The sequence below is a fragment of the Exiguobacterium sp. TNDT2 genome (assembly GCF_003331145.1).
GTDB lineage: Bacteria > Bacillota > Bacilli > Exiguobacteriales > Exiguobacteriaceae > Exiguobacterium.
Genome location: NZ_QLVE01000030.1, coordinates 39,889 through 63,992, shown reverse-complemented (window position 1 = coordinate 63,992; position 24,104 = coordinate 39,889). Strand labels below are relative to the sequence as shown.

Genomic DNA, 24,104 nt, shown 5'->3' with positions numbered 1-24,104 from the left:
CGATTGGCATTCGATTACGCGTTGTAGATTTTACCAGTGAGTGGGTCAATCGAGATCATCTGTCCATCGCGGAATGTCGCTGTCGCAGCTTCGACACCAACGATGACCGGTTTACGAAGTGATGGCCCGACGATGCCGGCATGGCTTGTCAATCCACCGTCTTCAGTGATGATACCAGCCGCTTTTTCGATTGCCGGCATCATTTCTTTGTCTGTGAACGGGGCAATCAGAATCATCCCGTCTTTCGCTTTCGCATTTGCTTCGTCCGCGTTGTTGGCAACAACGACCTCACCGACGAGGCCACGCTCACCGATGCCGCGTCCGTTTGCAAGGGCGTGACCGACGATGTGAACTTTCATCATGTTCGTCGTACCCGCGGTCGCTGCCGGGATACCTGCCGAGATGACGACGAGGTCGCCGTCTGTGACGAATCCAGCGTGACGAGCCGCTTCTGAAGCTTGAACCAACATCTCATCTGTGTTGTTCGGCATCGTGTCAGCCACGAGTGGGTACACGCCCCAAACGAGGTTCAATTGACGTGCCACGCGCTCTGACTCTGTGACCGCGATGATGTTCGCCTCTGGGCGATACTTCGCTGTACGAGCAGCCGTGTAACCTGATTGTGTCGGTGTCAAAATCGCTTTTGCGTTCAAGTTGATTGCCGTGTGGGCAACCGCTTGTGAGATCGCATCCGTTACCGTGTGTTCACTGCGCTTCTGACGATCTTTAAGCAAGTTCTTATAGTCGAGCATTTGCTCAGTGCGAACAGCGATCGCTGCCTGCATTTGAACTGACTCGATTGGGTAGTCCCCTGCTGCCGTCTCACCTGAAAGCATGACCGCATCCGTACCATCGAGGATGGCGTTAGCAACGTCAGACGCTTCCGCACGTGTCGGACGCGGGTTGCGTTGCATCGAGTCAAGCATTTGTGTAGCCGTGATGACCGGTTTTCCGAGGTCGTTACACTTCTTGATCAATTCTTTTTGAACTGGTGTCACTTCTTCCGTTGGGATCTCGATTCCGAGGTCACCACGAGCGACCATCAAACCGTCAGAAATCGCCAAGATTTCGTCGATGTTATCGACACCCTCTTGGTTCTCGATTTTCGGATAGATTTTGATGTGTGAGGCGTTGTTGCGCTCGAGTAGTTGACGAATTTCAACGACGTCAGACGCACGGCGGACGAATGATGCCGCGATGACATCGATGTCTTGTGAGATCCCGAACTCGATATCGGCGATGTCTTTGTCTGTAAGGGCAGGCAAGTTCACTTTGACGTTAGGCAAGTTGACACCTTTCTTCGTCTTGATGACGCCTTCGTTTTCGATGACGCAACGAAGATCACGGTTCGGAAGTTTTTCAACGACAAGAAGACCGATGAGTCCGTCGTCGAGCATGATGCGTGAACCGACTTCAACGTCTTCGTACAAACCTTCGTACGTGACCGAGAAACGGTCTTTCGTTCCGACGATTTCTTCTGTCGAGACGATGATGACTTCCTTACCTTTTTCAAGGAGTGCTTTTCCTTCTTCAAACGTATGTGTACGAATTTCAGGACCTTTCGTATCAAGAAGAACCGTCACAATTTTACCCGCAGCTTTTGATGCTTCACGGATGTCGCGGATTCGCGCACCGTGCTCTTCGTAGTCACCGTGAGAGAAGTTGAGACGTGCGACGTTCATACCGGCTTCAATCATTTCCGGAAGACGTTTCTCTGAAGCTGGTCCAATCGTACATACAATTTTCGTTCTACGCATAAATAAAAACCTCCTAGGGGATGTATTACATTTACACACAGAAAACGGGAGGTCGTTTGACCTGATCCCGTCTCTGTGGAGTTCACTGGTACTCGTTAAATCGAAAGTTGGTTCGAAAGATCGATCAATTGCATATCGAGCATGTGCTTATTGTGATCGAGCGCTTCGTCGATATCGAGATCCATCAGTTTTCCACCGCGAATACCGACGACACGACCTTCCTTGCCTTCGAGTAAAATCTCGACAGCGTAGGCACCCATGCGGCTCGCGAGCACACGGTCCGCAGCAGTCGGGGAACCACCACGTTGGATATGCCCAAGAATCGTCACGCGTGTCTCTGAGTTCGTCTTCTCAGCAATCAGCTTCCCGATTTCTTCAGCACTGCCGGCGCCTTCAGCGACGACGACGATCGAGTGTTTTTTCCCGCGCGCCACACCATGGTTGATGCGTTCCACGATCGCACTCAAATCTTCTGGACGTTCCGGAACGAGGATCGACTCCGCACCACCGGCAAGACCGGCATAAAGCGCGATGTCGCCTGCATCACGGCCCATCACTTCAATGACATACGTCCGTTCATGCGACGACGCCGTGTCACGGATTTTGTCAATCGCGTCAAGCGCCGTATTGAGCGCCGTGTCGAAACCAATTGTCGCGTCCGTTCCTGGGATGTCGTTGTCGATTGTTCCCGGAAGACCGATTGTTGGGAAACCAAGTTCCGTCAATTTTTGGGCTCCCCGGTATGAACCGTCTCCACCAATGACTACGAGCGCGTCGATGTTGAATTTCTTCAATTGCTCGACCGCTTTCGCACGGCCTTCTTCCGTTCTAAACTCAGGGCAACGGGCCGAACGTAAGAATGTTCCTCCGCGTTGAATGATGTCGCCGACCGAACCGAGGTTCAATTCCACGAGATCTCCTTCGATTAGACCTTGATAGCCGTTATACACACCGTACACTTCAAGACCTTCGAAAATTGCTTTTCGGGTCACGGCACGGACGGCAGCGTTCATTCCAGGGGCGTCTCCCCCACTTGTCAATACCGCAATACGTTTTAAATTCACGTCACTCACCTCTTATGTGTTTTAACGAAATCTGAAAATAAAATACCATGTCTGACCTTTGTTTTACAACACAAGTATGTGAAAAAAAAGCATGAGGTGTGTTCAAAAACAGTCAACCCGTGAGTGAATGAACGTGAACCCGAAGCGGTTGTTAACGTTTTCACGAGCCAATTGTGCCAATTTGATGATATTTGGCGGCCCGCCCTTGCAACAACTCATTTTGAGTCCGACCTCGCAACTCCATCATGTGTTGTGCTAATACAGGTTTTAAGAGTGATGACTGTAATGACACATCGATATGGGCCCCACCGAACACCTCGGTGACGACTTCATCCACAATCCCTAAATTTAACAAATCTTGTGCTGTAATCTTCATTGTTTCTGCTGCACGTTCGGCGAGCTTGGCGTCTTTCCATAACAGGGCAGCCGCGCCTTCCGGTGAAATGACCGAATACGTACTGTTCTCTAACATAAGCAGACGGTCACATACACCAATCCCGAGCGCCCCGCCCGATCCGCCTTCTCCAATGACGATCGAGATGATTGGGACTTTCAACGTCGCCATCTCGAACAAGTTGCGCGCAATCGCCTCGCTTTGTCCACGCTCTTCCGCCGCTTTCCCAGGATAAGCACCTTTTGTGTCGATGAACGTGATGACCGGACGGTTGAACTTTTCCGCTTGCTTCATAAACCGAAGCGCTTTGCGATAGCCTTCTGGGTGCGGCATACCAAAGTTGCGGTGCATGTTCTCTTTTGTGTTCCGCCCCCGTTGATGACCGATGATCGTCACCGGCGTCCCATCGAGCGTGGCCAGTCCCGCTATAATGGCAGCATCATCATAGCCGTGACGGTCACCATGCAACTCGATGAAATCCGGGAACAGCTGGGCGATATAATCGAGCGTTGTCGGTCGTTTCGGGTTTCGCGCCAATTGTACGCGATCCCACGGTTTGATATTCCCATAAATGTCTTTTTCTAATCGATGAAGCTTCGCTTCAAGGTGACGCATCTCACGTGATAAATCGATGCCTTTTGTCTCCGCCGTCTCGCGCAGCTTCCCGAGCTGTTCGTTTACTTCTTTGATTGGATCAAACATGATGGACCTCCCCGCCGTGTAACTCGATCATCTTCTTCAAGAACGAACGCATCTGTTCACGATGAACGACGGCGTCAAGTTGACCAGCTTCTAATAAGAACTCGGCAGTTTGGAAGTTGTCTGGCAATTTCTCACGAATCGTTTGCTCGATGATACGTCGTCCGGCAAAGCCGATCAACGCCCCAGGTTCGGCGACGTTCACGTCCCCGAGCATCGCAAAACTAGCTGACACGCCGCCTGTCGTCGGGTGCGTCAAGTAGGCGACGTACAATAGGCCGGCCTCATCGTGTTGCTTCAACGCAATCGACGTGTTGGCCATCTGCATCAAGCTGACCATACCTTCTTGCATACGGGCACCGCCTGAGGCCGTGAACAGCACGACCGGCAAACGTTCTTTCGTCGCGGTCCGGACGGCTGAAGCGATCGCTTCTCCGACATAAGCCCCCATCGACCCCATTCGGAAGCGGGCATCCATGACGCAGACGACGACAGAGAGGCCGTCAATCGTGGCGCGGCCACAAACGATCGCTTCTTCAATCCCAGTTCGCTCCCTGTCCTTTTCTAATTTGTCCTCATAATCTGGAAAATTTAACGGGTTCTCTTTCACGAGCGGTCCCGCGAATTTTTCAAACGATTGATCGTCGACCAACATACGAATCCGCTCATCTGCACTGAGCGGGAAATGATAGCCGCAATCACATACTTTATGATTTTCATTTAACTGTTTCGTGTAATGCATATATTTACAAGATGGACATTTCGTCATCAAGCCTTGTGGAGCGTCAATTTTCGGTTCTCGTTGACGCAATGGCATATATCGTTTCGGTCTCTTGAAAAAAGCAGTCATCGCTTCCCCCTCGTTCATTCCGGCATCCCCGCCGCACGCCACATCTCCAACAATCGTTTTCGTTCGTCTTCCTTATACAGGTCGCCCGCATTTGTCCCGTCGTAAAACCGGTTCACTTCGCTCCAAATTCGAATGAACAGTTCATTCTTCAATCCGAAGATGAGGTGCTGTCGGAAATCGCGATCCGTCTGTACGCTCGCTTCGAGCAACGCGATACGTTCCGGGGTCGGTTCGACCTCGGTCAATGCCAAACGCTCGAGCAGTCGCAACATGTCGACAATGTCCGACGCCTTCGTCTGTTTCGTGACAATGAACTCAGACAAAATCTCGATATAGCGATGGCGGTCTTGCTCGCATAAAAATGTGCCGCCCCCATGTCTTGTCTCGACGATCCCTAGGAAGCTGAGTGCCCGTAGCGCTTCACGGACCGAGGCACGGCTAATCGACAGCGTCTCGGCGAGCTCCCGTTCTGACGGGAGACGGTCACCCGGTTCAAGCGCGGCCTGGACGATTAACGTTCTGATTTTAGAAATGTTTTCGTGAAATGAGGATGCGTGTTTTTCATGCATCTGACCGTTCAACTCCCTTTTCGGATGGCTTTTTCTCTAAAGTGGTCAGACCAATTAAACAGATTATACCACTTTTTATGACTTGGTACTAGTTTTCGTACCGGGCAATTTCGAGTCGACCCGTTTCAACACGACATCCGTTTCGCCGAACCGTTGTTTCAAAGCCAAGAGCAATGATTCTGTCGGATTGACCGCATATGCTGAAGCAAGTTGCTTCACTTCCTTCGAATCGGAGAACCGACAAATGACGGGGACATCCCCTGGCGCTGTTCGCAATAGCTCTTCAAGGTCGGCGAACGACTCCAGACGGAGACGGACGAACAGTGCTTGACCATGAAGTGGCCTAACCCGCTCGACGACGAGTTGACGACGACCATCCCGTTCGTTTGGATGCACTTCGAGCAAGAGGACGTTCCCGACGTAAAGCGAGCGCGAGAATTGCGCGAACACACGCGGGAAGATGACGACCTCGTCTTGTGAGATACCGTCATCGACCATGATGACGCCCATCTCCTCGTTCTTTTTCGTCTTGAACGTTCGAATCGCGTCCACGTAGACGACGATGAATCCACGTTCGCCATGCAGCACTTCATCGATCGTCACCGTCTCGATCGAGAGCGGCGTGACCGTCGTCAGCGGCGAATGCACGATCCACGTCCCGAGCGCCTCCCGTTCTTCCTCGGACCAGTTCGGCTCGGTGGGCGCGGACCGTTTCAATCCGAGCGCGGATAGCTCGTCCGGGAGCAAATGCGTGTCCGTCTCTTCACGAAGCCGTTCGACCGCCTCGAAGGCACGCCGCCGATCACCGTGATACATCCGGTCTAACGCCCCGGCCCCGAGCAGACGCCGCAGTTTCATATGGTCTTTCGTTCCCCAGCCCATGAGTTCGAGCAGATGCTTCACGTCGGTGAACTCGGTATGATGTTCAATCAACCGCTCGACGTCCCGTTTCGTCAATCCTTGGACCGCTTTCAATCCTAGCCGTACACCCGGCCCTTCCAAGAAGGCACCGGCTTGACCGTGCATGACGTCAGGCGGATAGACCGGGATTTTCCCTTTCCGCAACATACGGACGAGCTGGTTCGTCTTATCGTACGTCACGAGATAGAAAATCCGTTCAAAGTGTGCCTTCACATACGCCAGACGGTAGCTGATCAAACTGTAGGCGACGGCGTGCGAACGGTTAAACCCGTAGCCCGCAAACTTCTCGATCCATGAAAACACTTGCCGCATCGAATCTTGATCGAACCGGGCCGAGGAACGTTCTAAAAATCGAGCCTTCTCGACCTCGATGGCGGCCACGTCTTTTTTGGCGATGGCGCGGCGAATCAAATCGGCCTCGGCATACGAGTAGCCCGCAAGCTCACGCAACAAGCGCATTACTTGTTCTTGATAGACGAGCACGCCGTTCGTCGTGCGCATGATGTCGCCGACGACCGGATGGACCGGTTGATACGGCATCCCGTGCTTGCGCTTCGCGTACGTGTCGATGAACTGCATCGGTCCCGGCCGGTAAAGCGACATCGTCACGACGATATCTTCGAACTCGGTCGGCTTCACTTGCCGAAGCGCTTGCTTCATCCCTTCCGACTCAAATTGGAAGATCCCATCCGTGTCACCCCGGGCGAGCACGCGTAACGTCTTGGCGTCATTTAATGGGATCGTCTTCATGGAGAACAGTTCATCCGTCTCTCGAATCAACGCCTCCATCTGCCGGAGCCTCGTCAAGTTGCGCAGACCGAGCAAATCGATTTTCAACAGACCGAGCGCTTCGAGATCCTTCATATTATATTGGGTCACTTGCTCCCCTGTCGTCGGCTGCAACGGCGTAATCGCATCGAGTGCTTCCCGGCTGAGCACGAGTCCGGCCGCATGGACCGAGGCTTGACGCGGCAACCCTTCCAACTCGGAGGCGATCTTCAAGAGCTGTGAGCGCTTTTGACTGCCGGCAAACCATTTCACTTTCGATGGGTTGGCCAAAATCCCGGCCAGCCCGTCATCTTTCACTTGCTTACTTGCCGCTTGTCCTTCTTCAAGCGTCAGGCCGAGCGCCCGCGCGACATCCCGCAGTGCCGCTTTCGCGCCGAACGTGGCGAGCGTACCGATTTGGGCCGCGTGGTTTTCGCCATACTTCTCTAACACGTAACGGACGACCTCGTCGCGCCGTTCATCCTCGAAGTCCAAGTCGATATCTGGCATCGTGATTCGTTCGGGGTTCAAAAAGCGTTCAAACAAGAGACCGAACCGGACCGGGTCGACCTCGGTGATGTGAAGCGCGAAACTGACGAGCGACCCGGCAGCCGAACCACGGCCTGGCCCGACCTCGATTCCCTGTTCTTTCGCATAGCGGACGATATCCTCGACAATGAGGAAGTACGAGGCGAAGCCAGTCCGCGCGATGACGTCAAGTTCATAGCGGGCCCGCTCGATATACTCTTCCTGAAACAAATCGAGCGCCTTCAATCGAACGGCGACGAGGCGCTTCAACCGGTCGACGGCCCCTTCGAACTCCGGGATGGACGTCGTCGCTTGCGGCAACCGGGTAACGGATACGAGAGACTCGAATCGGTCGAGTGCCTCGAGTTCGACGGGCTCGAACCAATCGTTCATCTCGCTCGGCAGGCGGACGTACCTCCCTTTTTGATGCACGTCTTCTTGGGAGATGAGCTCCCCTTCTCCGATGGCGACGATCGCACGATACGCCTCGAAATCTTCTGGTCGCATGTAACACGTTTCCGGGGCCGGGACGAGCTTTGTCCCGAGTTCGTCCCGCATCTCGCGGAGTTGTCTGAGCAACAATGTCTGTTCCGTCGTCTGCGGCGCCGGCAATCCGAGCCATAGTTTCTCTTCGTTCACGTAACCGAGCAGATGGTTATATAAGCGGCGCCTGTGAACAGGATCGTTCGTCTTCCAGTTCTCCGGTAAGACGAGGACCGCCAGTTCGGTCGTCTCGGTCAATCCATTGGCCTGGACGAGGCGATAGAGCTCCGGCAACTGTTCCTCGGTCAACGCGTAGACGAGGACCGACACGTCAAAACCGTCCATCCGCAGTGTTGTCCGCAGCCCGATGACGGGTTTGACCGCATACCGTTCACATAATCGGACGAACTGCGGCAAGCCGTATAACGCATCATCGGCAAGCGCGACGGCCCGGCTCCCCCGTTCGGCCATCAGCGCGACGTATTGTTCAAGTCGGATTGTGCTCTGCATCAAGCTAAAAGCTGATCGTACATTCAAGTGGATCACATGACCCCCCCTTTCTTTTTTCACAATTGTCAAACTCATTTCGGCACTTGTCTGATACAATAATTATAGACAAAACTTCTCCTAAAAGGGGGTATAAACCGTATGATTATTAATCGGGGTAAAATCGCACGTGACAAGCTAGAAAATTTACAGAATGGCCAGACCGTCTTCGCCGACAGTCCGGAGATTATCGAACGACTCCGCCGCTATATCACTGAGTATCAACTCGACGTCGTCGAGGATGTGACCGACCGCGGTACGTGGTTCATTCCACAAGAAGAGGATAAACGCTGAAGAGAGCTGACCAACGGGTCAGCTCTCTTCTGTTTCGAACGTGAAGGGGGCCGCGACTTCATCGAGGGCCGCAATCACCTCGTCCATCTCTTCCCATGTATCGATGGTGGCACCGGCCGCCATCGGATGACCGCCGCCGCGATAGCGCTTCGCCACATCGTTGATGACGGGTCCTTTTGAACGAATCCGTACCCGAATCTCATCTTTGTTCTCGACGAACATGACCCAGCACTTCAGTCCTTCGAGGCCTGAGAAACTGTTGACGAGCAAAGACGCCGCTTCCGGTGTCGCGTGAAACGTACGCAGGACGTCCGCGTCAATTTTGACGTAGCCGACTCCGGCCTTCGTCACGTTGACGTTTTGAAGCACGTAACCTTGGAGTTGCAACGTCGCCAAGTTTGTCTTGTACATTTGGCGATACAACCGGTTCGTATCGATGCCATAGTTAATCAACTCGGCGGCGACTTCAAACGTGCGCGGTGTCGCGTTGCGGAATTGGAACCGTCCCGTGTCGCCGACGATTCCGGCGAACAACAAGAATGCGGACGCCTCGTCAAGGACAAGCCCCCATATTCCCGCTAGTTCAGCAATCATCTCCGACGTCGAACTGACCGTCGTATCGACGATTTGATGCGCCGCGTACGCGTCCTCATCAGGGTGGTGATCGATTTTGACGACCATCTTGCCTGTCAGGGCGTGCGGTCCATCAATCCGCTCATGGTTGGCCGTGTCGAGCACGATGACGAGCGCGTCTTTGTACATGTCGGGTTCAACATGCTCCATCTTGCCTAAAAATTCTAAGTCGCGGACGATGCCGCCGACGACGTAAATCCGTTTCTCGGGATATGCGACCTTTAACATCCGCTTCAATCCGAGCTGACTGCCGAGCGCGTCAGGGTCGGGACGGACGTGTCGGTGGATCATGATCGTGTCCGCCGCTTCTATCAATTTTAATATCGTTGCTGCCTCTGGCCAGTGTGCCATCGCCATTCCTCGCTTTCTTGAACACTATTCTATGGTATGATGATAACAGATTACACGTCTGAAAGGGGTTTCTTCACTTGGGTCAATTAATTATGATCGGACTCATTTTGTTTTCGTTAGGCGCCTATTTCGTGTCAAAACGACGCGCCTATTTGACGAAGACACCATACCGGAAAGCGCTCTTTAACACGCAAGCGCTTATCTGGTTGAGTTTGTTCCTCGCACTTTTCGCCGTCAACCAAATGATTGGCGGCCTCGGGCTCGACTCGACAATCGGTTGGATCGTCAGTATCGTCATGCTCGTCTTAGGGGTCGGCAATGCCGTCGTCGGATTCATTCGCTACCGTAAAATCTATCCGCTCGCGAACGAAGAGCCGATCAAACAAGCATAAGAACAGACAGAAACGAGCTGATGACGTCATCAGCTCGTTTTTTTGTTAACGGTCGATCAATTGCGCCGTGACGAGCGCTTTGGCAACGAGTTGCGTGCCTTGCGTCATCTCGACGTCAACTTTCCCGAACTTCCGGCCGAGGTCGAACACGTTGGCCGAGACACGGATTTGACTCTCGATTTGAATCGGTTTCATGAAATAGACCGTGATATTCTCGACGACGAGGTCGCCTTTTTTCATGTGCCGCAGACTCCGGGTGGCCCCTTCGACGAGCAGTGTCGTCAGAACACCTGACGACGCCGTCCCCATATGGCTCGTCATTTGCGGCGCGACCTCGACGGTGAACGCCGTCCCGTTCGAGTTCGGGTCTTCTTTCAATTGATTCGTAATCATATTGTCGAACGTTTCACCAACTTGCGGTTGGCGGTTGGCGAGCTGGAGCGCCTTCAACACGTCTTGACGGCTGATGATCCCGAGCAGGCGACCGTAATTGTCAACGACCGGCAACATCTCGATGCCTTCCCATACCATTTGGTGGGCGGCATTGGTGACGCTCGTCTGAACGCCGACGGTAATTGGACTTTTCGTCATCACCTTCTCAATTTCGGTATCGTGCGGACGGTCGATCAAGTCTTTCGCGGTGATGACCCCGACGACTTTCATCTGCTCATCGATGACGGGATAACGGTTATGTTTCGTCCGTTCATTCAGTTCGTGCCACCGCTTGACCGTATCATCCACTTTCAAATAAAACGTGTCATGGAGCGGGATGACGATGTCCGATACGAGCAGGATTTCTTTTTTGATTAGACGGTCATAGATGGCACGGTTGATCATCGTCGCGACGGTAAAACTATCGTACGACGTGGAGATGACCGGCATATGATATTTATCCGCCATCCGTTTCACTTCATCGGTCGTGTCAAATCCTCCCGTGATCAAGACGGCGCCGCCGGACTGGAGCACGAGTTCGTGCGCCTTTTCCCGGTTCCCGATAATGACGAGCGAGTCGACATCGATGTAACGCATCATCGCTTCGAGCTTCATCGCCCCGATGACAAACTTCGAGAGTGTTTTATGAAGACCGTCTCGCCCACCGAGCACTTGTCCGTCCACGATATTGACGACTTCAGCGAACGTCAGTTTTTCAATATTCTCTTTTTGCTTGCGCTTGATGCGAATGGTGCCGACCCGCTCAATTGTCGACACAAAACCCAAATTCTCCGCTTCTTTAATAGCTCGATATGCCGTTCCTTCAGATACACCTAATTCTTTTGCGATTTGGCGGACCGAAATTTTGGACCCGACGTCGAGCGACTCAATATGTGCAATGATCTGTTCATGTTTTGTTGTCATGTCACGAGTCCCTTTCGTCAATACATTTTCTGTCATCCTCAGTATACTGTATCAGTCTTTCTTCTTCAAACTGTACTACTGAAAATGCAACATTTCCTTTCCGTTTTAGAAAACGTTATAATGGAACAGAACGCCAATGAACGAGAAGGAAGGGAAACGAGTTGAATCAACGAACCAACCATATTGCACAATCTTTGGCCACGAAAGGATTAGACGCCGCTTTCGTCACTTCGAAAGCATCGGTTTTTTACTTTTCAGGAGTGTACGCCGAAGCCCACGAACGGCTCATCGCAATTCTTGTGCTGAAGAACGGGACGACCGCAATCGTCTGTCCGGCCCTCGAAAAGGGAATCGTCGAGGCGAGCGAGTGGACTGGCGACATCGTCACCTACATGGACCACGAAAATCCATGGGACAAAGTCGTCAAACTGTTCCTCGACCAACAAATCATTCCTGAACGCATTGGGGTAGAAGGCGAGCATTTGACGTATAACCGCGCCGAACAACTCCGCGCTGGGTTCGCGGGGCTGTCAATCATCGACTTGACGGAAGAGCTGCAGGCGCTTCGCATGATCAAGTCACCGGACGAGGTCCGCTTGATGAAGCGAGCCGCCGAACTTGCCGACATGGCGATTGAAACAGGAATCCGAGCATTGCGTGAAGGCGTGACCGAACTAGAGGTCATCGCGGAAATCGAATATGCGATGAAAAAACAAGACGTCCGGGAGATGTCGTTCGATACGCTCGTCTTATTCGGAGAGAACAGCGCCGACCCGCACGGCGTCCCTGGAAACAATCGCTTGAAGAAAGGCGATTTCGCCTTGTTCGACCTCGGTGTCATTTGGCAAGGATACGCCTCGGACATCACGCGCACCGTCGTCTACGGCGAAGCGAACACGAAGCAACGGGAGATATACGAGACCGTCCTCAAGGCTGAAGAAGCCGCCATCGCGATGGCGAATGTCGGCACGACGCTCGGATCGATTGATATCGCGGCCCGCCAAGTCATCACGATGGCAGGCTACGGGGAATACTTCACGCACCGTGTCGGACACGGCATCGGCATCGAAGTTCACGAATTTCCGTCGATGGCCGCCAATAACGATATGACGGCCCAAGTCGGGATGACGTTCACCGTCGAACCGGGGATTTATCTCCCTGGCGTCGGCGGCGTCCGCATCGAGGACGACGTCGTCATGACCGAGAGCGGCCCGATTCTGTTGACGAGTTATCCGAAATCACTCCAAGAAATTGATTGAGTCGCATAGAAAGACCAGCCGCGCGCGGCTGGTCTTTCTCACGGTCAATAAAAGAGCCGGAACATGACGTCCCGTTGTGACACGTCACGGCGTTCCATCGTCTCAAGGAACGAACGTTTGTCATACGGCACGGCTTGAGGGTGAATCGAGAAGCCGGCCTCACCCCACTCGAGGATGCCGTATCGGGCCAAGTCATCACGGGCGACGCCGAGCGCTCCTGGATTGAAATAGTGTTTCGTGTCATCTCGGAACAGATGCTCCGGGTGGTGATGCCCGAAACAGATGACGTCTGCCTCATACGTTGCATATAACGCCTGCATGTTCGGGAGTGTCGCTTCTAGAATATCGTGGAACGGCTCCTCGGTGATCGGCACGTCCCGTTTCTCGGTCGGGATATGATAATGGATGCCGGATACGCGCATTTCCTCGACAACACGTTCGATCGTGCGAGGCAGCTTGAAAAGCAACTCTGCATAGGCAGGATTCAACGTTCGAGCCACCCACTCATGATGCGGACGTGTATGCGTATAGCTGTCAGGATGGCCCATCCCGGCCAGGAGCGACAAGACCGCCTCATCATGATTGCCCGTGATCATGTGCACGCCCCGGTCGAGCAGTCGTGCCATCACTTCGTTCGAGTCCGGTCCCATCGCGATCATGTCCCCTAAACTCCATATGTGGTCGATTTGTTGCCGGTCCAATTCGGCCAGCACCGCGTCGAGTGCTTGGACGTTGCCGTGGATATCGGTCAATATGGCCATCTTCACACAGACCCCTCCTTATTTTCGATATTGGTGGACGACGTTGACACCGCCGGTCACATCGATGACGGCACCCGTCACCATATCGGAATCGCGAGCGAGCAGGAATAAAATCATTCGCGCGATATCTTCGCCCGTTCCATGCCGGCCGACCGGTGTCTGGTCATCCGGTTCGGCCGCTTGAATGCGCATCTCTTTTTGAGCGCCGACGATATTGCCTGGATTGATCATATTGGCCGTGATGCCGTATGCCGCCTCCTCGAGCGCGACCGACTTCGTCAAACTGACAAGTCCTGTTTTCGCTGCCGCGAACGCCGATCGGTGAATCCAGCCCGGTGCTGTCCCGCTCTCCGGAAAGCCGTATGTGATGATGCGGCCGAACCGTTTTGTCCGCATGCTCGGGATGGCCCGGCGCATCAACCAAAACGAGGCCGACAAGTTGCCGGTGATGACCTCATCCCACTCTTCGTCCGTCAAGTCGACGAGACACTTCCGTTCGAAGATATAGGGCCCGGCGTTCAAGATGAGCGCGTCCGGCTCTCCGAATTTGGCCACCGCCTCTTCATAGCCACTTATGACAGCCTCACGGTCCGTCAACGGGGCCTCGACCATATGTAACCGTTCATGTTCCCAATCGATTGGCTTCCGCTGCAATACGCTGACATGCCAACCTTCTTCTAACAGTCGTTCCGTCACAATGCGGCCGATCCCTTTCGCACCGGCCGTGATGACTACGTGTTTCATCGTCATCCCTCCTCTGTATCATCTTACCCGTTCCGCCTGTGCATTTCCAAACTTCAACCTGTTCAAGTAGAAAGTTGTGAAAATTTCACACATTTCTGAAAGAACCGGGCGTGAATTTAGACGAAAGTGGTATACTATACATGTAAGCCGCACGTACATTTCAAGCGAAAGGTTGGGATTTACATGGCCATTGTCTACAAACATATTCTATCTGCCGTCGACGGCTCAAAAGAGGCGGAACGTGCTTTTGAAACTGCAATTGACGTCGCCCTTCGAAACGAAGGCAAGCTGTATATCGGCCACGTGATTGATACACGGACGTTCGCCACGGTCGAAGCGTATGACCGGACGATTACAGAGCGTGCCGAGACGTATGCGAAGGAATTACTCGAAGATTATGTCAATCGAGCAAAAGAACGAGGTGTCAAAGACATCGAGACAGTCATCGAGTATGGCTCTCCGAAAGTGACGATTGCTAAAAAAATCGCACCGAATCACGACATTGATCTTATCATCTGTGGAGCGACCGGATTGAACGCCGTCGAACGCTTCTTTATCGGTAGCGTCTCTGAAAGCATCGTCCGCTACTCGAAGTGTGATGTTCTCATCGTCCGCCAATAACACAATACATGAGAAGGGCCATCACGTATGCGATGGCCCTTCTCATGTATCTACTTATAACACTTTGACGGTAACTGTCTTACGACCGAAATGAAGGGCCGCACTTTGCGAATACATCAAAATATCGATTTTATTCCCTTTAATGGCGCCGCCCGTGTCAGCCGCTGTGTATGTGCCCATCAACTTCCCACCGACAAACACTTGTACTTTTTTACCGAGTGGAATGACGCGCGGATCGACAGCGACGACGTTACGTTTTTGAGCCCGGACGTTCCAACCTAGTGCCGTTACGCCTGAACATCCTCTGCAATATGGTGTATAGGCCGATGCGTTCATTGTATATGTTTTCCCGCTTGACTTCGCGACCGATCCTTTCACAGTGCGTAAGTATTTTGTAGCGATCCAACCTGCCTTGCCTTTATAGTTGACACGAATCCAAGCCCCTTTTGAACCGGTGCGTTGGAGTTGTTGACCTTTATTGATTTTGCCGATGACTTTGCCGCTAAGGGAGCCCGCCGAGCGCACATTCAATCCGTTGACCTGGCTTTGAACGTAAACTTTTGAAGACGCTTCAACTTGTTGTTGTGGTAAGAACATTGCGAGTGTCATGACCGTCAGTAGTAAGACCGTTCCAATTTTTTTGAGCATGGGGTTCGTCCTCTCCTATTCGGTTTGTGAGCTGTCTATTCATGGTGTCGAATCCGTGGTGCTGCATTCACTGTCACATATCGCATACATTGCTAATTGTTTCGTCCAGATAACTATATGACGAAATATGAAGATGTGCGTTTACAACTAAAATTCATTTAAGTGTCAGGAAAGTTACGTTTCAATTACAAAACCGTCATTCTTTAAAGGCAAATCACGGTTGTGACAAGAAACTTAAGTTTTCGTCATAACAATTTCCAATTAACGGAACTAATATATCTGATTTGTTACGAAACCTACCTTTTCTTACGTCAAATGTTACAAGCAAGATTAAAGTATTCGGTCTATTGTCATCATGTCATTCCACTTCATGTGTCAAAAGCACTAAAAAAAACGCCCGTCCCGCAAGAAACGGAACGGACGTAGCAATTGCTTAAACGTGTGATTCGACGAGGTTGGCGATGCGAACTGTATCGCGCGCGATGACCAATTCTTCGTTCGTCGGGATGATGATGACTTTGACCGGTGAGTGCGGGTAGTTGATGAACAACTCTTTGCCGCGTGCCCCGTTGTTGAGCGATGGGTCCCAGTAGACGCCCATGAACTCAAGGCCACGAAGGATACGCTCACGGATGACGTCAGAGTTTTCTCCGACACCAGCTGTGAAGATGATCGCATCGACACCGTTCATCTCTGCCGCATACTGACCGATGTAGCCGTGAATACGGTTCGAGAAGATTTTGAGCGAGATTTCGGCACGGTGGTTACCTTCAGCCGCTGCCTGCTCGATGTCGCGCAAGTCACTCGAAATCCCTGAAAGACCGTAGACGCCTGACTCTTTGTTCATGACGTTCAATACGTCTTCAGCCGACTTGCCTGTCTTTTGCATCAAGAACGGGATGAGAGCCGGGTCGAGTGATCCGGAACGTGTGCCCATCGTGATCCCTTCAAGCGGTGTGAAGCCCATCGTCGTATCGATTGAACGACCACCGGCAACCGCTGCAATCGATGCACCACTACCGAGGTGACATGAGATCAAACGAAGGTCTTCAAGCGGACGACCGAGAAGCTCCGCCGCGCGTTGCGTGACGTACTTGTGGCTCGTCCCGTGGAAACCGTACTTCCGGACGCCGTGCTCTGTGTAGTACTCATACGGGAGGCTGTACAAGAAGTTCTCTTCCGGCATCGATTGGTGGAACGCTGTGTCGAAGACAGCGACTTGTGGCACGTTCGGCAAAATCGATTGGAACGCACGAATCCCCGTCAAGTTTGGCGGGATATGGAGCGGTCCGAGTTCGACGAACGATTCGATATTCTTCATGACTTCATCGTCGATGACGACCGAATCCGCGTACAACTCTTTCCCGTGAAGGACACGGTGACCGACGCCTGCGATTTCATCGAACGACTGGATGATATCAAGGTCAATCAATTTTTCGAGCGAGAGTTCGACCGCTTCCTTATGTGAATGAAGCGGCGTGACGATATGGAACTTTTGTCCTTCGCCATATTTAATCGTGAAGATCGCATCTTCTTTTCCGACACGCTCGACGAGACCGACGGCGAGCATCTTCTCAGATGGCATCTCGAGAAGCTGGAACTTTAATGACGAACTACCTGCGTTGACTGCCATAATTTTTGTCATGTCATACACCTCTTACCTTTCGATTTAAACACGAGTCTTTATCTGTTCTCTTAAAAACCGATAACTGTATCATAATGAAGATACTTGATATGGTATATGTTTTTCAAGTCTTTTGCCCAATAAAAATTATGTTGTTTTAAACCAGTCATCAATCTGTTTCACAATGTTGGCAACCGCACGTACGTCCGTGAACGACGGCAACTCGACGAGGAGCGCTTGTTTCGGGCGTTTGACGCCTTCCCCGAGCTTTTGTAACAGCAATAGGCTCTTCGCATACCGCTCATCTTTAAACATCGTCGTCGGCAATTGAAGTACACCTTTGACGACGGCCTCACGGTCCATCCACTGTTTTAATTTCCCTTCGTCATCTTGTTCAAACAAATTGTTCGGGATGACAAAAATCCCGTGACCGCCTGGTTTCAAGTGACGCATCGCTTGTTCAATCAACAAGAAGTGCGAGTAGGAATGACCTTCATCCCGTTTCAAGGCGTAGCCGGACGCCACCTCATCATTCGGATAATATCCGATTGGCAAATCGACGAGCGCCAAATCGCTCGGCTCGACGAACAGGGACGCGAGCGCATCTTGATGGAAGTACGATACCGGTTTTCCAAGCAAATTGCTGATTGCGTACGACAGACGGAGCATCGTCTCATCGACCTCGACAGCTTGGGCGGTGGCATCTTCCAATTGTGTCAACACGGCATGGGTGAGCGTCCCCGTCCCGCTTCCAAGTTCAAGCACATTCGCCCCGTCTTTGACGAGCTTCGTCGCTAAGTACCCGATGAAGAGGCTAACGGCGTCCGGCGTCGGTTGGTGGTTCGGCGGGAGCGTCGTCGTCTCTTCGAGGACGAGCAGGCTTACCGCTTTGCGGACGTCATCTGCCTTCTCTCGTTCAACATCGACTCGTTCAAATACTTCAATCAACGCCTCGAGCGGCAACAAATCAAGATCGGTCGTCAGCTTCTTCGCCTCTTTCTTCCAATCCCGATATAACTGTTCAAATCGTTCCATCTTCGATCATCCTTTCCATACAAAACCGGCTCTCTTGTGGAGAGCCGGTCGGTTCACGTCTATAAGTGTAAGCGATTCGTGGCCATTTCGCCAAGCGAATCAGTTCGCTTTATCAAACGCCTCGAGCGCTGCATCGAAATCAACCTCGTCTGTCATCTCATCCATGTACTGGACATACTGGACCGTGCCTTCCGAATCGATGACGAACACCGAACGCGCGAGAAGACGAAGTTCTTCCATCAGTACCCCGTACGCTTTTGCGAACGATTGATCACGATGGTCCGACAACATGATGACATTCTCAAGCCCTGACGCCGCACACCAGCGACGTTGTGCGAACGGTAAATCGTTCGATACGGTCAAGATGGTCCCGCCAAACGTTGCGGCCTTTTCGTTGAACGCACGCGTTTGTGCATCACAGACGCCTGTATCGATCGACGGGACGACACTAATCAGTTTTTTCCCCGGGTAGGATGCGAGCGTCACCTCGTCAAGTGCCGTCGTCAGCGCTGTAAAGTCCGGTGCGGCATCTCCGACTTTGACCGGGTCCCCTTGCAGTGTAACGGTATTGCCTTTAAATGTTGGCATCGTTTCATCCCCTTTAACTTGATTTTTTACTTCTTCATCATATCGATGGCGCCGTCCTCATAACAAGTCTCCCGACTCAGACGGCCTGATTGTGATTTTCCCTATATCGAGTGTCTAAAACGCTGTATAATAAAAGAGACTCAATTGACAAAGGGGATGACTTAGATGAGAAACAACGTTTATTTGTACCATCGTAACGTCAACGACTTTACGAAAGAGGTAAAGAAACTAATTGAAATCGGTGAGAAGCACGGTTTTAACGTCGTCAATCGTCCGGAAGACGCCAACATCATCGTCGCCATCGGGGGAGATGGCGCATTCTTACAGGCCGTTCGTTATACAGGATTCCGCCAAGACGCCATTTACGTCGGGTTCGGTCGCGGCTTGAACGAGTTTTATTGCGACTTCGATATACATAAACTTGACGAAGTCGATCGCTTGTTCTCGGACAACAGTGCTCGCATCGAAGCCGGCCTCGAGGTGCGGAAATACCCGCTCTTGTCGGCGTCAATCAATGAATCGACACCGATGCTTTGTTTGAACGAGGCCTCGATTAAATCAAGTATCATCAAATCGCTTGCCATTGAAGTATACATTGACGACCTGCACTTCGAGACGTTCCGCGGCGACGGCATGGTCGTGTCGACGCCGACCGGCTCGACGGCTTACAATAAATCACTCGACGGCGCGATCGTCGATCCGCTCATCCCATGCATGCAAGTGAGCGAAATCGCGTCGGTGAACAACAACCGTTACCGGACGCTCGGTTCGTCATTCATCGTCCATGAATCTCGAAAGCTGTCCCTCCGGATCGTCGAGGACGGGAACGACTATCCGATTATCGGGATGGACAACGAGGCGCTCAGCCTAAAGTACACCGACCGGATTGATATCGAACTCTCTGACCAAGTCGTCAAAACGGTCAAATTAAAAAACAACTCGTTCTGGCACAAAGTACAACGCTCATTCTTTTAAGCGACGAAAGGCTAGCCATCCTCATGGATGACTAGCCTTTTCTTATGCGGTGACGACGTCGGCCTCGTATACGGGCGTCCCTTCGACGACCGTCATGACAAGTCGGTTGTCGAGGATATCGCGTCCGCGGAGTTCGAAGAAATCTTCTTCCCATACGGTGAACGTCGCGTTATAGCTTTGAATCAATAGGCCGTCACGTCCGTGTGTGCCTGTGGCGACGCGCGGTGCGTAGGTGAAGCTACGGAGCGCCTCATACATCGACAGGCGTTCCGGTGGATTGAGCGCGCCTGACTCCTCGAACGATTGACGAGTGACCGCCGCATATAAGCCTTTCCGCACATCGACTGAAGAGATCGGGGCATCACTGCCTCCAAGGAAGAGCGCTCCCGTTTCGAGCATCGATTTGAAGCGATAGGCCTCATCGACCCGATCGTTCCCAAGTCTGTCGAACAATAAGTTCATATCATCTGACAAGAAAATTGGTTGTGCATCAATCAATACAGGAAGAGCCTGAATCCGTTTTAACAACGCATCGCTCAGAAGCGAGGCGTGAATGATTCGGTCTCGCGTCCCACGTTTGGCCGGATACTTCTCGAGCAAGGTGATGAACTGTTCAGCGGCGGCGTCACCGATGACATGGGCTGCCACGTTCATCCCGTACGACCGCGCCTTTTTAACGAGCGCCTCGAGATGATCCGGGCGATGCACCTCGATTCCGCGCTGACCCGGTTCGTCCGTATATGGTTCTGATAAGAGCGCCGTCCGTCCCCCGAACGATCCGTCGACGAACAGTTTCATCGCTCCAAAATCGAAGCGCGGCCGTTTTGCGAGCGCGTCGTGACGAATCAATTGATCGACGACTTGCTCATGAACGAGCAGATGGGCATGGAACGGAAGATCCGCTAACACATCCTCATACGCTTGAATCGTCTCGAGCGGGTCACCGTGATAGAACAAGTCTTCCGTATGCGCACCGACGATCCCGTGGGCGAAGAGCGAGTCGATGGCCCGATGGAGCGAGGCGATATTCTTCTCGCGATTTCCGCCGAGTTCTTTATGGAGCAGGTCGAGCGCCGCGTCATAGAGCACCCCGTTTAACTTCCCGTCCGCATCGCGTCCGAGTTTCCCGCCTTCGATGACGGTGTGATGAATCAAGCCGAGCCGTTCTAACCCTTTCGAGTTGACGACGGCGACGTGGCGACAGACGCGCTTCAAGACGACGGGCCGGTCTGGGATGATTGCATCAATCATCTCGCGTGTCGGCATCGTTCCGAGCAGACGGTCATTAAACCCTTCCGCAACGAGCCAATCGTCGCTTCCGCCCTTCTGCTTCATCGATTCGAGCAGAGCTTGCAAATCTGTCGTATCGGTCGCGTCGACCCGGTCGAGGGCTTCCCCATATCCAATTAAATGCATATGTGAATCAGTGAACGCAGGATATACACTCTTCCCTTCAAGATTCACAATTTGTTTGATCCTTCCAGCATAGATACGACGAAGGTGTCCTTCTTCCCCCATCTTTACGATCCGACCATGATCAACATACATGGCACGTGCCAATTCATCCTCTTTATTCATCGTATAAATTTTTCCGTTTACCCATAACGTTCCCATCAAACATTCCTCCTCGATTCAAAAAAAGATTGACGTCTACGTTAATTCCCGTTTACGTCAATCTTCATGCATCATTATTTTCGTAATAGTTCTTGTTGCTCCAAACCTTTTTCGACCCGCTGACGAATTTCATGAGTGGCACGTTCATCAAAGCGTCCGAGGACACGTTCACCGATTTCGACGGCCGTCCCGTACTCACCATGTAAAAACTTATTCTCGGCGAGCGTCAAGGCAATATGGACCTCATTGTCCCGCCGGCGGTACCGGTTCGCATATTGCAGAAGTTGCTCAGCGTAAGTGACTTGGCGCAAGAGCGCTTTGACCCGATCGCGAAAGTTGTCCATCGTCTCCTCGACGTCATGGCTGAGTCCGACGATATAGGTCATGTTAAATGGCGCCTTCTCGAACTGCTCATCTAGTGAGTGAACACCTTTTTGCAACTGACGCATATCACTCGTCAAATCTGCCGGGACGACCGGCATGGCGCTTTTCGTGAGAAGACGACGGTGAGCTGACAGTTCCTTTTTCCAAGACTCGAGTTTGTTGCGAACTTCGAGCTCTTCTTTACGGAGCGAGTTCGTATTCTCGATGAACCGTTCATGCATGGCGCTGAACTGATCGAGCGACCGTTTCGCTTCTTGCACCTTTGCTTTAATCATACTGTACGGAATAACTTGGGCGACGAGTGCCTGTTCGATGTCAAGCACGTTCGCCGTGAGCGTTGTCCGTTCACGTTCGAGCTGCTCGAACTCTTCTCCGACCCTGGCGTTGATCTCATAGTTGCTGACGAGTCGGGTCATTTCTTCATGGAGGCGTGCCATAGCTTCGCTCGTCTGCCGGTCCCGCTCTTTCACGTTTGCGAATTCTTTTTTCACGTATTGGCGGGCGTCGACTTCGGTCCGGAATGCTTCGAACAACTGATCGATATCTGAACTGAGCTGCTGCATATCCATCTCGAAATGATCGAAGTCGAGTTGTTCGATGCGGTCCATGAGGGCCGACCGACGATCTTCCGCCTGTTCAATTTCTTCCATTAAACCGAGCGGCTCGAGCGCATAGCCATCCATTTGCATCTCTTTATGCCCCGATCGCAATTGGTTGAGCTGTTGTTTTAAGTCCATTTGTACCGTACGGACAAACTGCGGAATCGTATTGACGAGTTCACGGATTTTCGCCACTTTTTCAGACAAATCCTGCCCCGCCGTGTATGCCTCCGACACCTGACCTTCTTGCTTTAGCGTAATCATTTCCGTTCGTTTGGCTTCTGCTGCCGCGATTTCAGCCTCGACGAGTTCATATGTCGGACCAAATGCACTGCTTTGAGCGACGAGCGTCTTTCGGAATTGGTACAGCTCTTTCTCATCTTTTTTAACAATATCGAGGAGTGACGAATGATGTTGATCGAACTCCACCATCTCGTCGAGCATGGTATGTACCATTGACTCGAGTTCTTCAATCAACTGTTCGGTCGTATTTAAATCCGCTTTGACCTTGAGAAAGCGATACTTGTCCAAATCTTCTTCTGCGTGATAGAGTGCCTCATCAATTTGACCGGTATGTACGGTGACGAGTTCATCCCACGACTGATGCCATCGTTCGAACTTTTCTTTCGTCTCGCCTTCCATCGGCCATTGTTTGAACTTCTGCAGTTCGGCTGGTACGCTGGCGCTGAGCACGCTTTGTTTACGCATATCTAAATCATCAATTTTTTGATAAAAATTCTTCCGCATAAGCATGCTTCCCAGCATCGCCCCTAATGCGATGACAATAATTCCAATTAAAATTCCATAAATTCCGTAATCCATTTCTGTCACAACCTCCAAGCCGCTTTCGTGGACTTATGTATCTGAATGAATAAATGAAGTATTTTATGAGTATAGATAATACTAATCATATTATAGAACCAATGATTTGCATAGGTTTTCCAACGGTTTAGGGAGAGAATGTTATTTTTCGCTTGAATCTTTTATGAAGACAAAATAAAAAAATGCGTGTACCATAATCCTAATCAATCTTGCTTTCATTCATTAGGAGGGAATCCCATGTTCCAAACGACTACTTACTCTGGCGACTTGGCCGCCGGTTACGACCTACTAAACAAACAGCTCGCGGCATTGCTCGAGGGCGAGACGAACCGCGTCGCGAACCTCTCGAACGCGAGCGCGCTACTCAATCAATTTCTCGACCGGATCAATTGGGTCGGTTTCTATTTAACAGAAGGCGAAGACGCCCTCATCCTCGGACCGTTCCAAGGCCTACCGGCTTGCGTCCATATCGCGTTCGGCAAAGGAGTCTGCGGCACAGCCGCCTCGACGCAAGAAACGCAACTCGTCGCAGACGTGCACCAATTCCCGGGCCATATCGCTTGTGACGCAGCCTCGAACTCCGAGATTGTCGTCCCGCTCGTCCGTGACGGCAAAACCATCGGCGTGCTCGATATCGACAGTCCGGAATTCGACCGTTTTTCAGAGATCGACCGTCAAGGGTTGGAGCAATTCTGTCAAACATTACTTCGCTTTATCTGATTGACAAGCGAATCGATTCATCGTATACTGATTTTTGTGCATGAAATGACGATAGCAGTCATTGACAGACGTATCCACCTTTCGGGCCTCGACCGAGTCGGAGGA

22 protein-coding genes are annotated in these 24,104 nt (G+C 51.9%); 6 read left to right on the top strand and 16 right to left on the bottom strand.

The features are described 5' to 3' along the window. Nucleotides 1-14: 14 nt before the first annotated feature. From pyk to dnaE, 6 genes are all read right to left on the bottom strand, one after another. Nucleotides 15-1,757 carry a pyruvate kinase gene (pyk, locus tag DPV68_RS13045; RefSeq protein WP_114167232.1) on the bottom strand — a complete coding sequence of 581 codons (1,743 nt, stop codon included), beginning with the start codon at nt 1,755-1,757 and terminating at the stop codon, nt 15-17. A 95-nt stretch (nt 1,758-1,852) separates the two neighbouring features. Then, nucleotides 1,853-2,821, bottom strand: a complete 969-nt coding sequence (gene pfkA / locus DPV68_RS13040; RefSeq protein WP_114167231.1) for a 6-phosphofructokinase — start codon at nt 2,819-2,821, stop codon at nt 1,853-1,855. A 160-nt stretch (nt 2,822-2,981) separates the two neighbouring features. Continuing rightward, nucleotides 2,982-3,917, bottom strand: coding sequence for an acetyl-CoA carboxylase carboxyltransferase subunit alpha (locus DPV68_RS13035; RefSeq protein WP_114167230.1), 936 nt, complete (start codon nt 3,915-3,917; stop codon nt 2,982-2,984). Next, on the bottom strand, nt 3,910-4,764 hold the full coding sequence (gene accD / locus DPV68_RS13030) for an acetyl-CoA carboxylase, carboxyltransferase subunit beta (RefSeq protein WP_114167256.1): 855 nt from the start codon (nt 4,762-4,764) through the stop codon (nt 3,910-3,912). Before accD ends, DPV68_RS13035 begins: the two co-directional genes overlap by 8 nt. A gap of 14 nt (nt 4,765-4,778) precedes the next feature. Then, nucleotides 4,779-5,333: a FadR/GntR family transcriptional regulator gene (locus tag DPV68_RS13025; RefSeq protein WP_114167229.1), complete on the bottom strand. Its 555-nt coding sequence runs from the start codon at nt 5,331-5,333 to the stop codon at nt 4,779-4,781. A 75-nt stretch (nt 5,334-5,408) separates the two neighbouring features. Continuing rightward, nucleotides 5,409-8,579: a DNA polymerase III subunit alpha gene (gene dnaE / locus DPV68_RS13020; protein ID WP_232819648.1), complete on the bottom strand. Its 3,171-nt coding sequence runs from the start codon at nt 8,577-8,579 to the stop codon at nt 5,409-5,411. A 102-nt stretch (nt 8,580-8,681) separates the two neighbouring features. Between dnaE and DPV68_RS13015 the strand changes: the two genes are divergently transcribed. Beyond that, complete coding sequence (locus tag DPV68_RS13015) at nt 8,682-8,873, top strand: YtzJ family protein (protein WP_021065615.1); 192 nt, start codon at nt 8,682-8,684, stop codon at nt 8,871-8,873. Nucleotides 8,874-8,891: 18 nt separating this feature from the next. Here the strand turns inward: DPV68_RS13015 and DPV68_RS13010 are convergent, their stop codons facing one another. Next, nucleotides 8,892-9,857 (bottom strand): DHH family phosphoesterase, encoded by a 966-nt coding sequence (locus tag DPV68_RS13010; RefSeq protein ID WP_114167254.1) that lies wholly within the window; start codon nt 9,855-9,857, stop codon nt 8,892-8,894. Nucleotides 9,858-9,934: 77 nt separating this feature from the next. On the opposite strand from DPV68_RS13010, the gene DPV68_RS13005 reads away from it, so the two are divergent. After that, on the top strand, nt 9,935-10,249 hold the full coding sequence (locus DPV68_RS13005) for a YtpI family protein (RefSeq protein ID WP_232819647.1): 315 nt from the start codon (nt 9,935-9,937) through the stop codon (nt 10,247-10,249). A 45-nt stretch (nt 10,250-10,294) separates the two neighbouring features. Here the strand turns inward: DPV68_RS13005 and DPV68_RS13000 are convergent, their stop codons facing one another. Further along, nucleotides 10,295-11,605, bottom strand: a complete 1,311-nt coding sequence (locus DPV68_RS13000) for a DRTGG domain-containing protein (protein ID WP_114167252.1) — start codon at nt 11,603-11,605, stop codon at nt 10,295-10,297. 161 nt (nt 11,606-11,766) lie between these two features. Here DPV68_RS13000 and DPV68_RS12995 point away from each other — a divergent pair, with 161 nt between their 5' ends. Next, the gene (locus DPV68_RS12995) at nt 11,767-12,864 is read left to right on the top strand and encodes a M24 family metallopeptidase (RefSeq protein WP_114167228.1); all 1,098 of its coding nucleotides are present in this window, start codon (nt 11,767-11,769) and stop codon (nt 12,862-12,864) included. Nucleotides 12,865-12,908: 44 nt separating this feature from the next. On the opposite strand, the gene DPV68_RS12990 is transcribed toward DPV68_RS12995, so the two are convergent. Further along, complete coding sequence (locus DPV68_RS12990) at nt 12,909-13,625, bottom strand: metallophosphoesterase family protein (protein ID WP_232819649.1); 717 nt, start codon at nt 13,623-13,625, stop codon at nt 12,909-12,911. An 18-nt stretch (nt 13,626-13,643) separates the two neighbouring features. After that, on the bottom strand, nt 13,644-14,369 hold the full coding sequence (locus DPV68_RS12985; RefSeq protein ID WP_114167226.1) for an SDR family oxidoreductase: 726 nt from the start codon (nt 14,367-14,369) through the stop codon (nt 13,644-13,646). A 183-nt stretch (nt 14,370-14,552) separates the two neighbouring features. On the opposite strand from DPV68_RS12985, the gene DPV68_RS12980 reads away from it, so the two are divergent. Beyond that, complete coding sequence (locus tag DPV68_RS12980; protein ID WP_114167225.1) at nt 14,553-14,990, top strand: universal stress protein; 438 nt, start codon at nt 14,553-14,555, stop codon at nt 14,988-14,990. 54 nt (nt 14,991-15,044) lie between these two features. On the opposite strand, the gene DPV68_RS12975 is transcribed toward DPV68_RS12980, so the two are convergent. From DPV68_RS12975 to tpx, 4 genes are all read right to left on the bottom strand, one after another. Next, the gene (locus tag DPV68_RS12975; RefSeq protein ID WP_114167224.1) at nt 15,045-15,638 is read right to left on the bottom strand and encodes a 3D domain-containing protein; all 594 of its coding nucleotides are present in this window, start codon (nt 15,636-15,638) and stop codon (nt 15,045-15,047) included. Nucleotides 15,639-16,071: 433 nt separating this feature from the next. Next, nucleotides 16,072-17,283, bottom strand: coding sequence for an acetate kinase (locus DPV68_RS12970; RefSeq protein WP_114167223.1), 1,212 nt, complete (start codon nt 17,281-17,283; stop codon nt 16,072-16,074). A gap of 126 nt (nt 17,284-17,409) precedes the next feature. Further along, nucleotides 17,410-18,297, bottom strand: a complete 888-nt coding sequence (locus DPV68_RS12965; RefSeq protein WP_114167222.1) for a class I SAM-dependent methyltransferase — start codon at nt 18,295-18,297, stop codon at nt 17,410-17,412. Between the two features lie 99 nt (nt 18,298-18,396). Then, entirely contained in the window at nt 18,397-18,885 is a 489-nt protein-coding gene (tpx, locus tag DPV68_RS12960; RefSeq protein ID WP_114167221.1) for a thiol peroxidase, read from the bottom strand. Nucleotides 18,886-19,050: 165 nt separating this feature from the next. On the opposite strand from tpx, the gene DPV68_RS12955 reads away from it, so the two are divergent. Then, complete coding sequence (locus DPV68_RS12955; RefSeq protein WP_114167220.1) at nt 19,051-19,860, top strand: NAD kinase; 810 nt, start codon at nt 19,051-19,053, stop codon at nt 19,858-19,860. Between the two features lie 42 nt (nt 19,861-19,902). Here the strand turns inward: DPV68_RS12955 and DPV68_RS12950 are convergent, their stop codons facing one another. Beyond that, nucleotides 19,903-21,474, bottom strand: coding sequence for an amidohydrolase (locus DPV68_RS12950; RefSeq protein WP_114167219.1), 1,572 nt, complete (start codon nt 21,472-21,474; stop codon nt 19,903-19,905). Nucleotides 21,475-21,548: 74 nt separating this feature from the next. Further along, a complete protein-coding gene (ezrA, locus tag DPV68_RS12945) occupies nt 21,549-23,279 on the bottom strand; it encodes a septation ring formation regulator EzrA (protein WP_114167218.1) in 1,731 nt (576 codons plus the stop codon). A gap of 237 nt (nt 23,280-23,516) precedes the next feature. Here ezrA and DPV68_RS12940 point away from each other — a divergent pair, with 237 nt between their 5' ends. Next, a complete protein-coding gene (locus DPV68_RS12940) occupies nt 23,517-23,999 on the top strand; it encodes a GAF domain-containing protein (RefSeq protein ID WP_114167217.1) in 483 nt (160 codons plus the stop codon). The last annotated feature ends 105 nt before the right edge of the window (nt 24,000-24,104 follow it).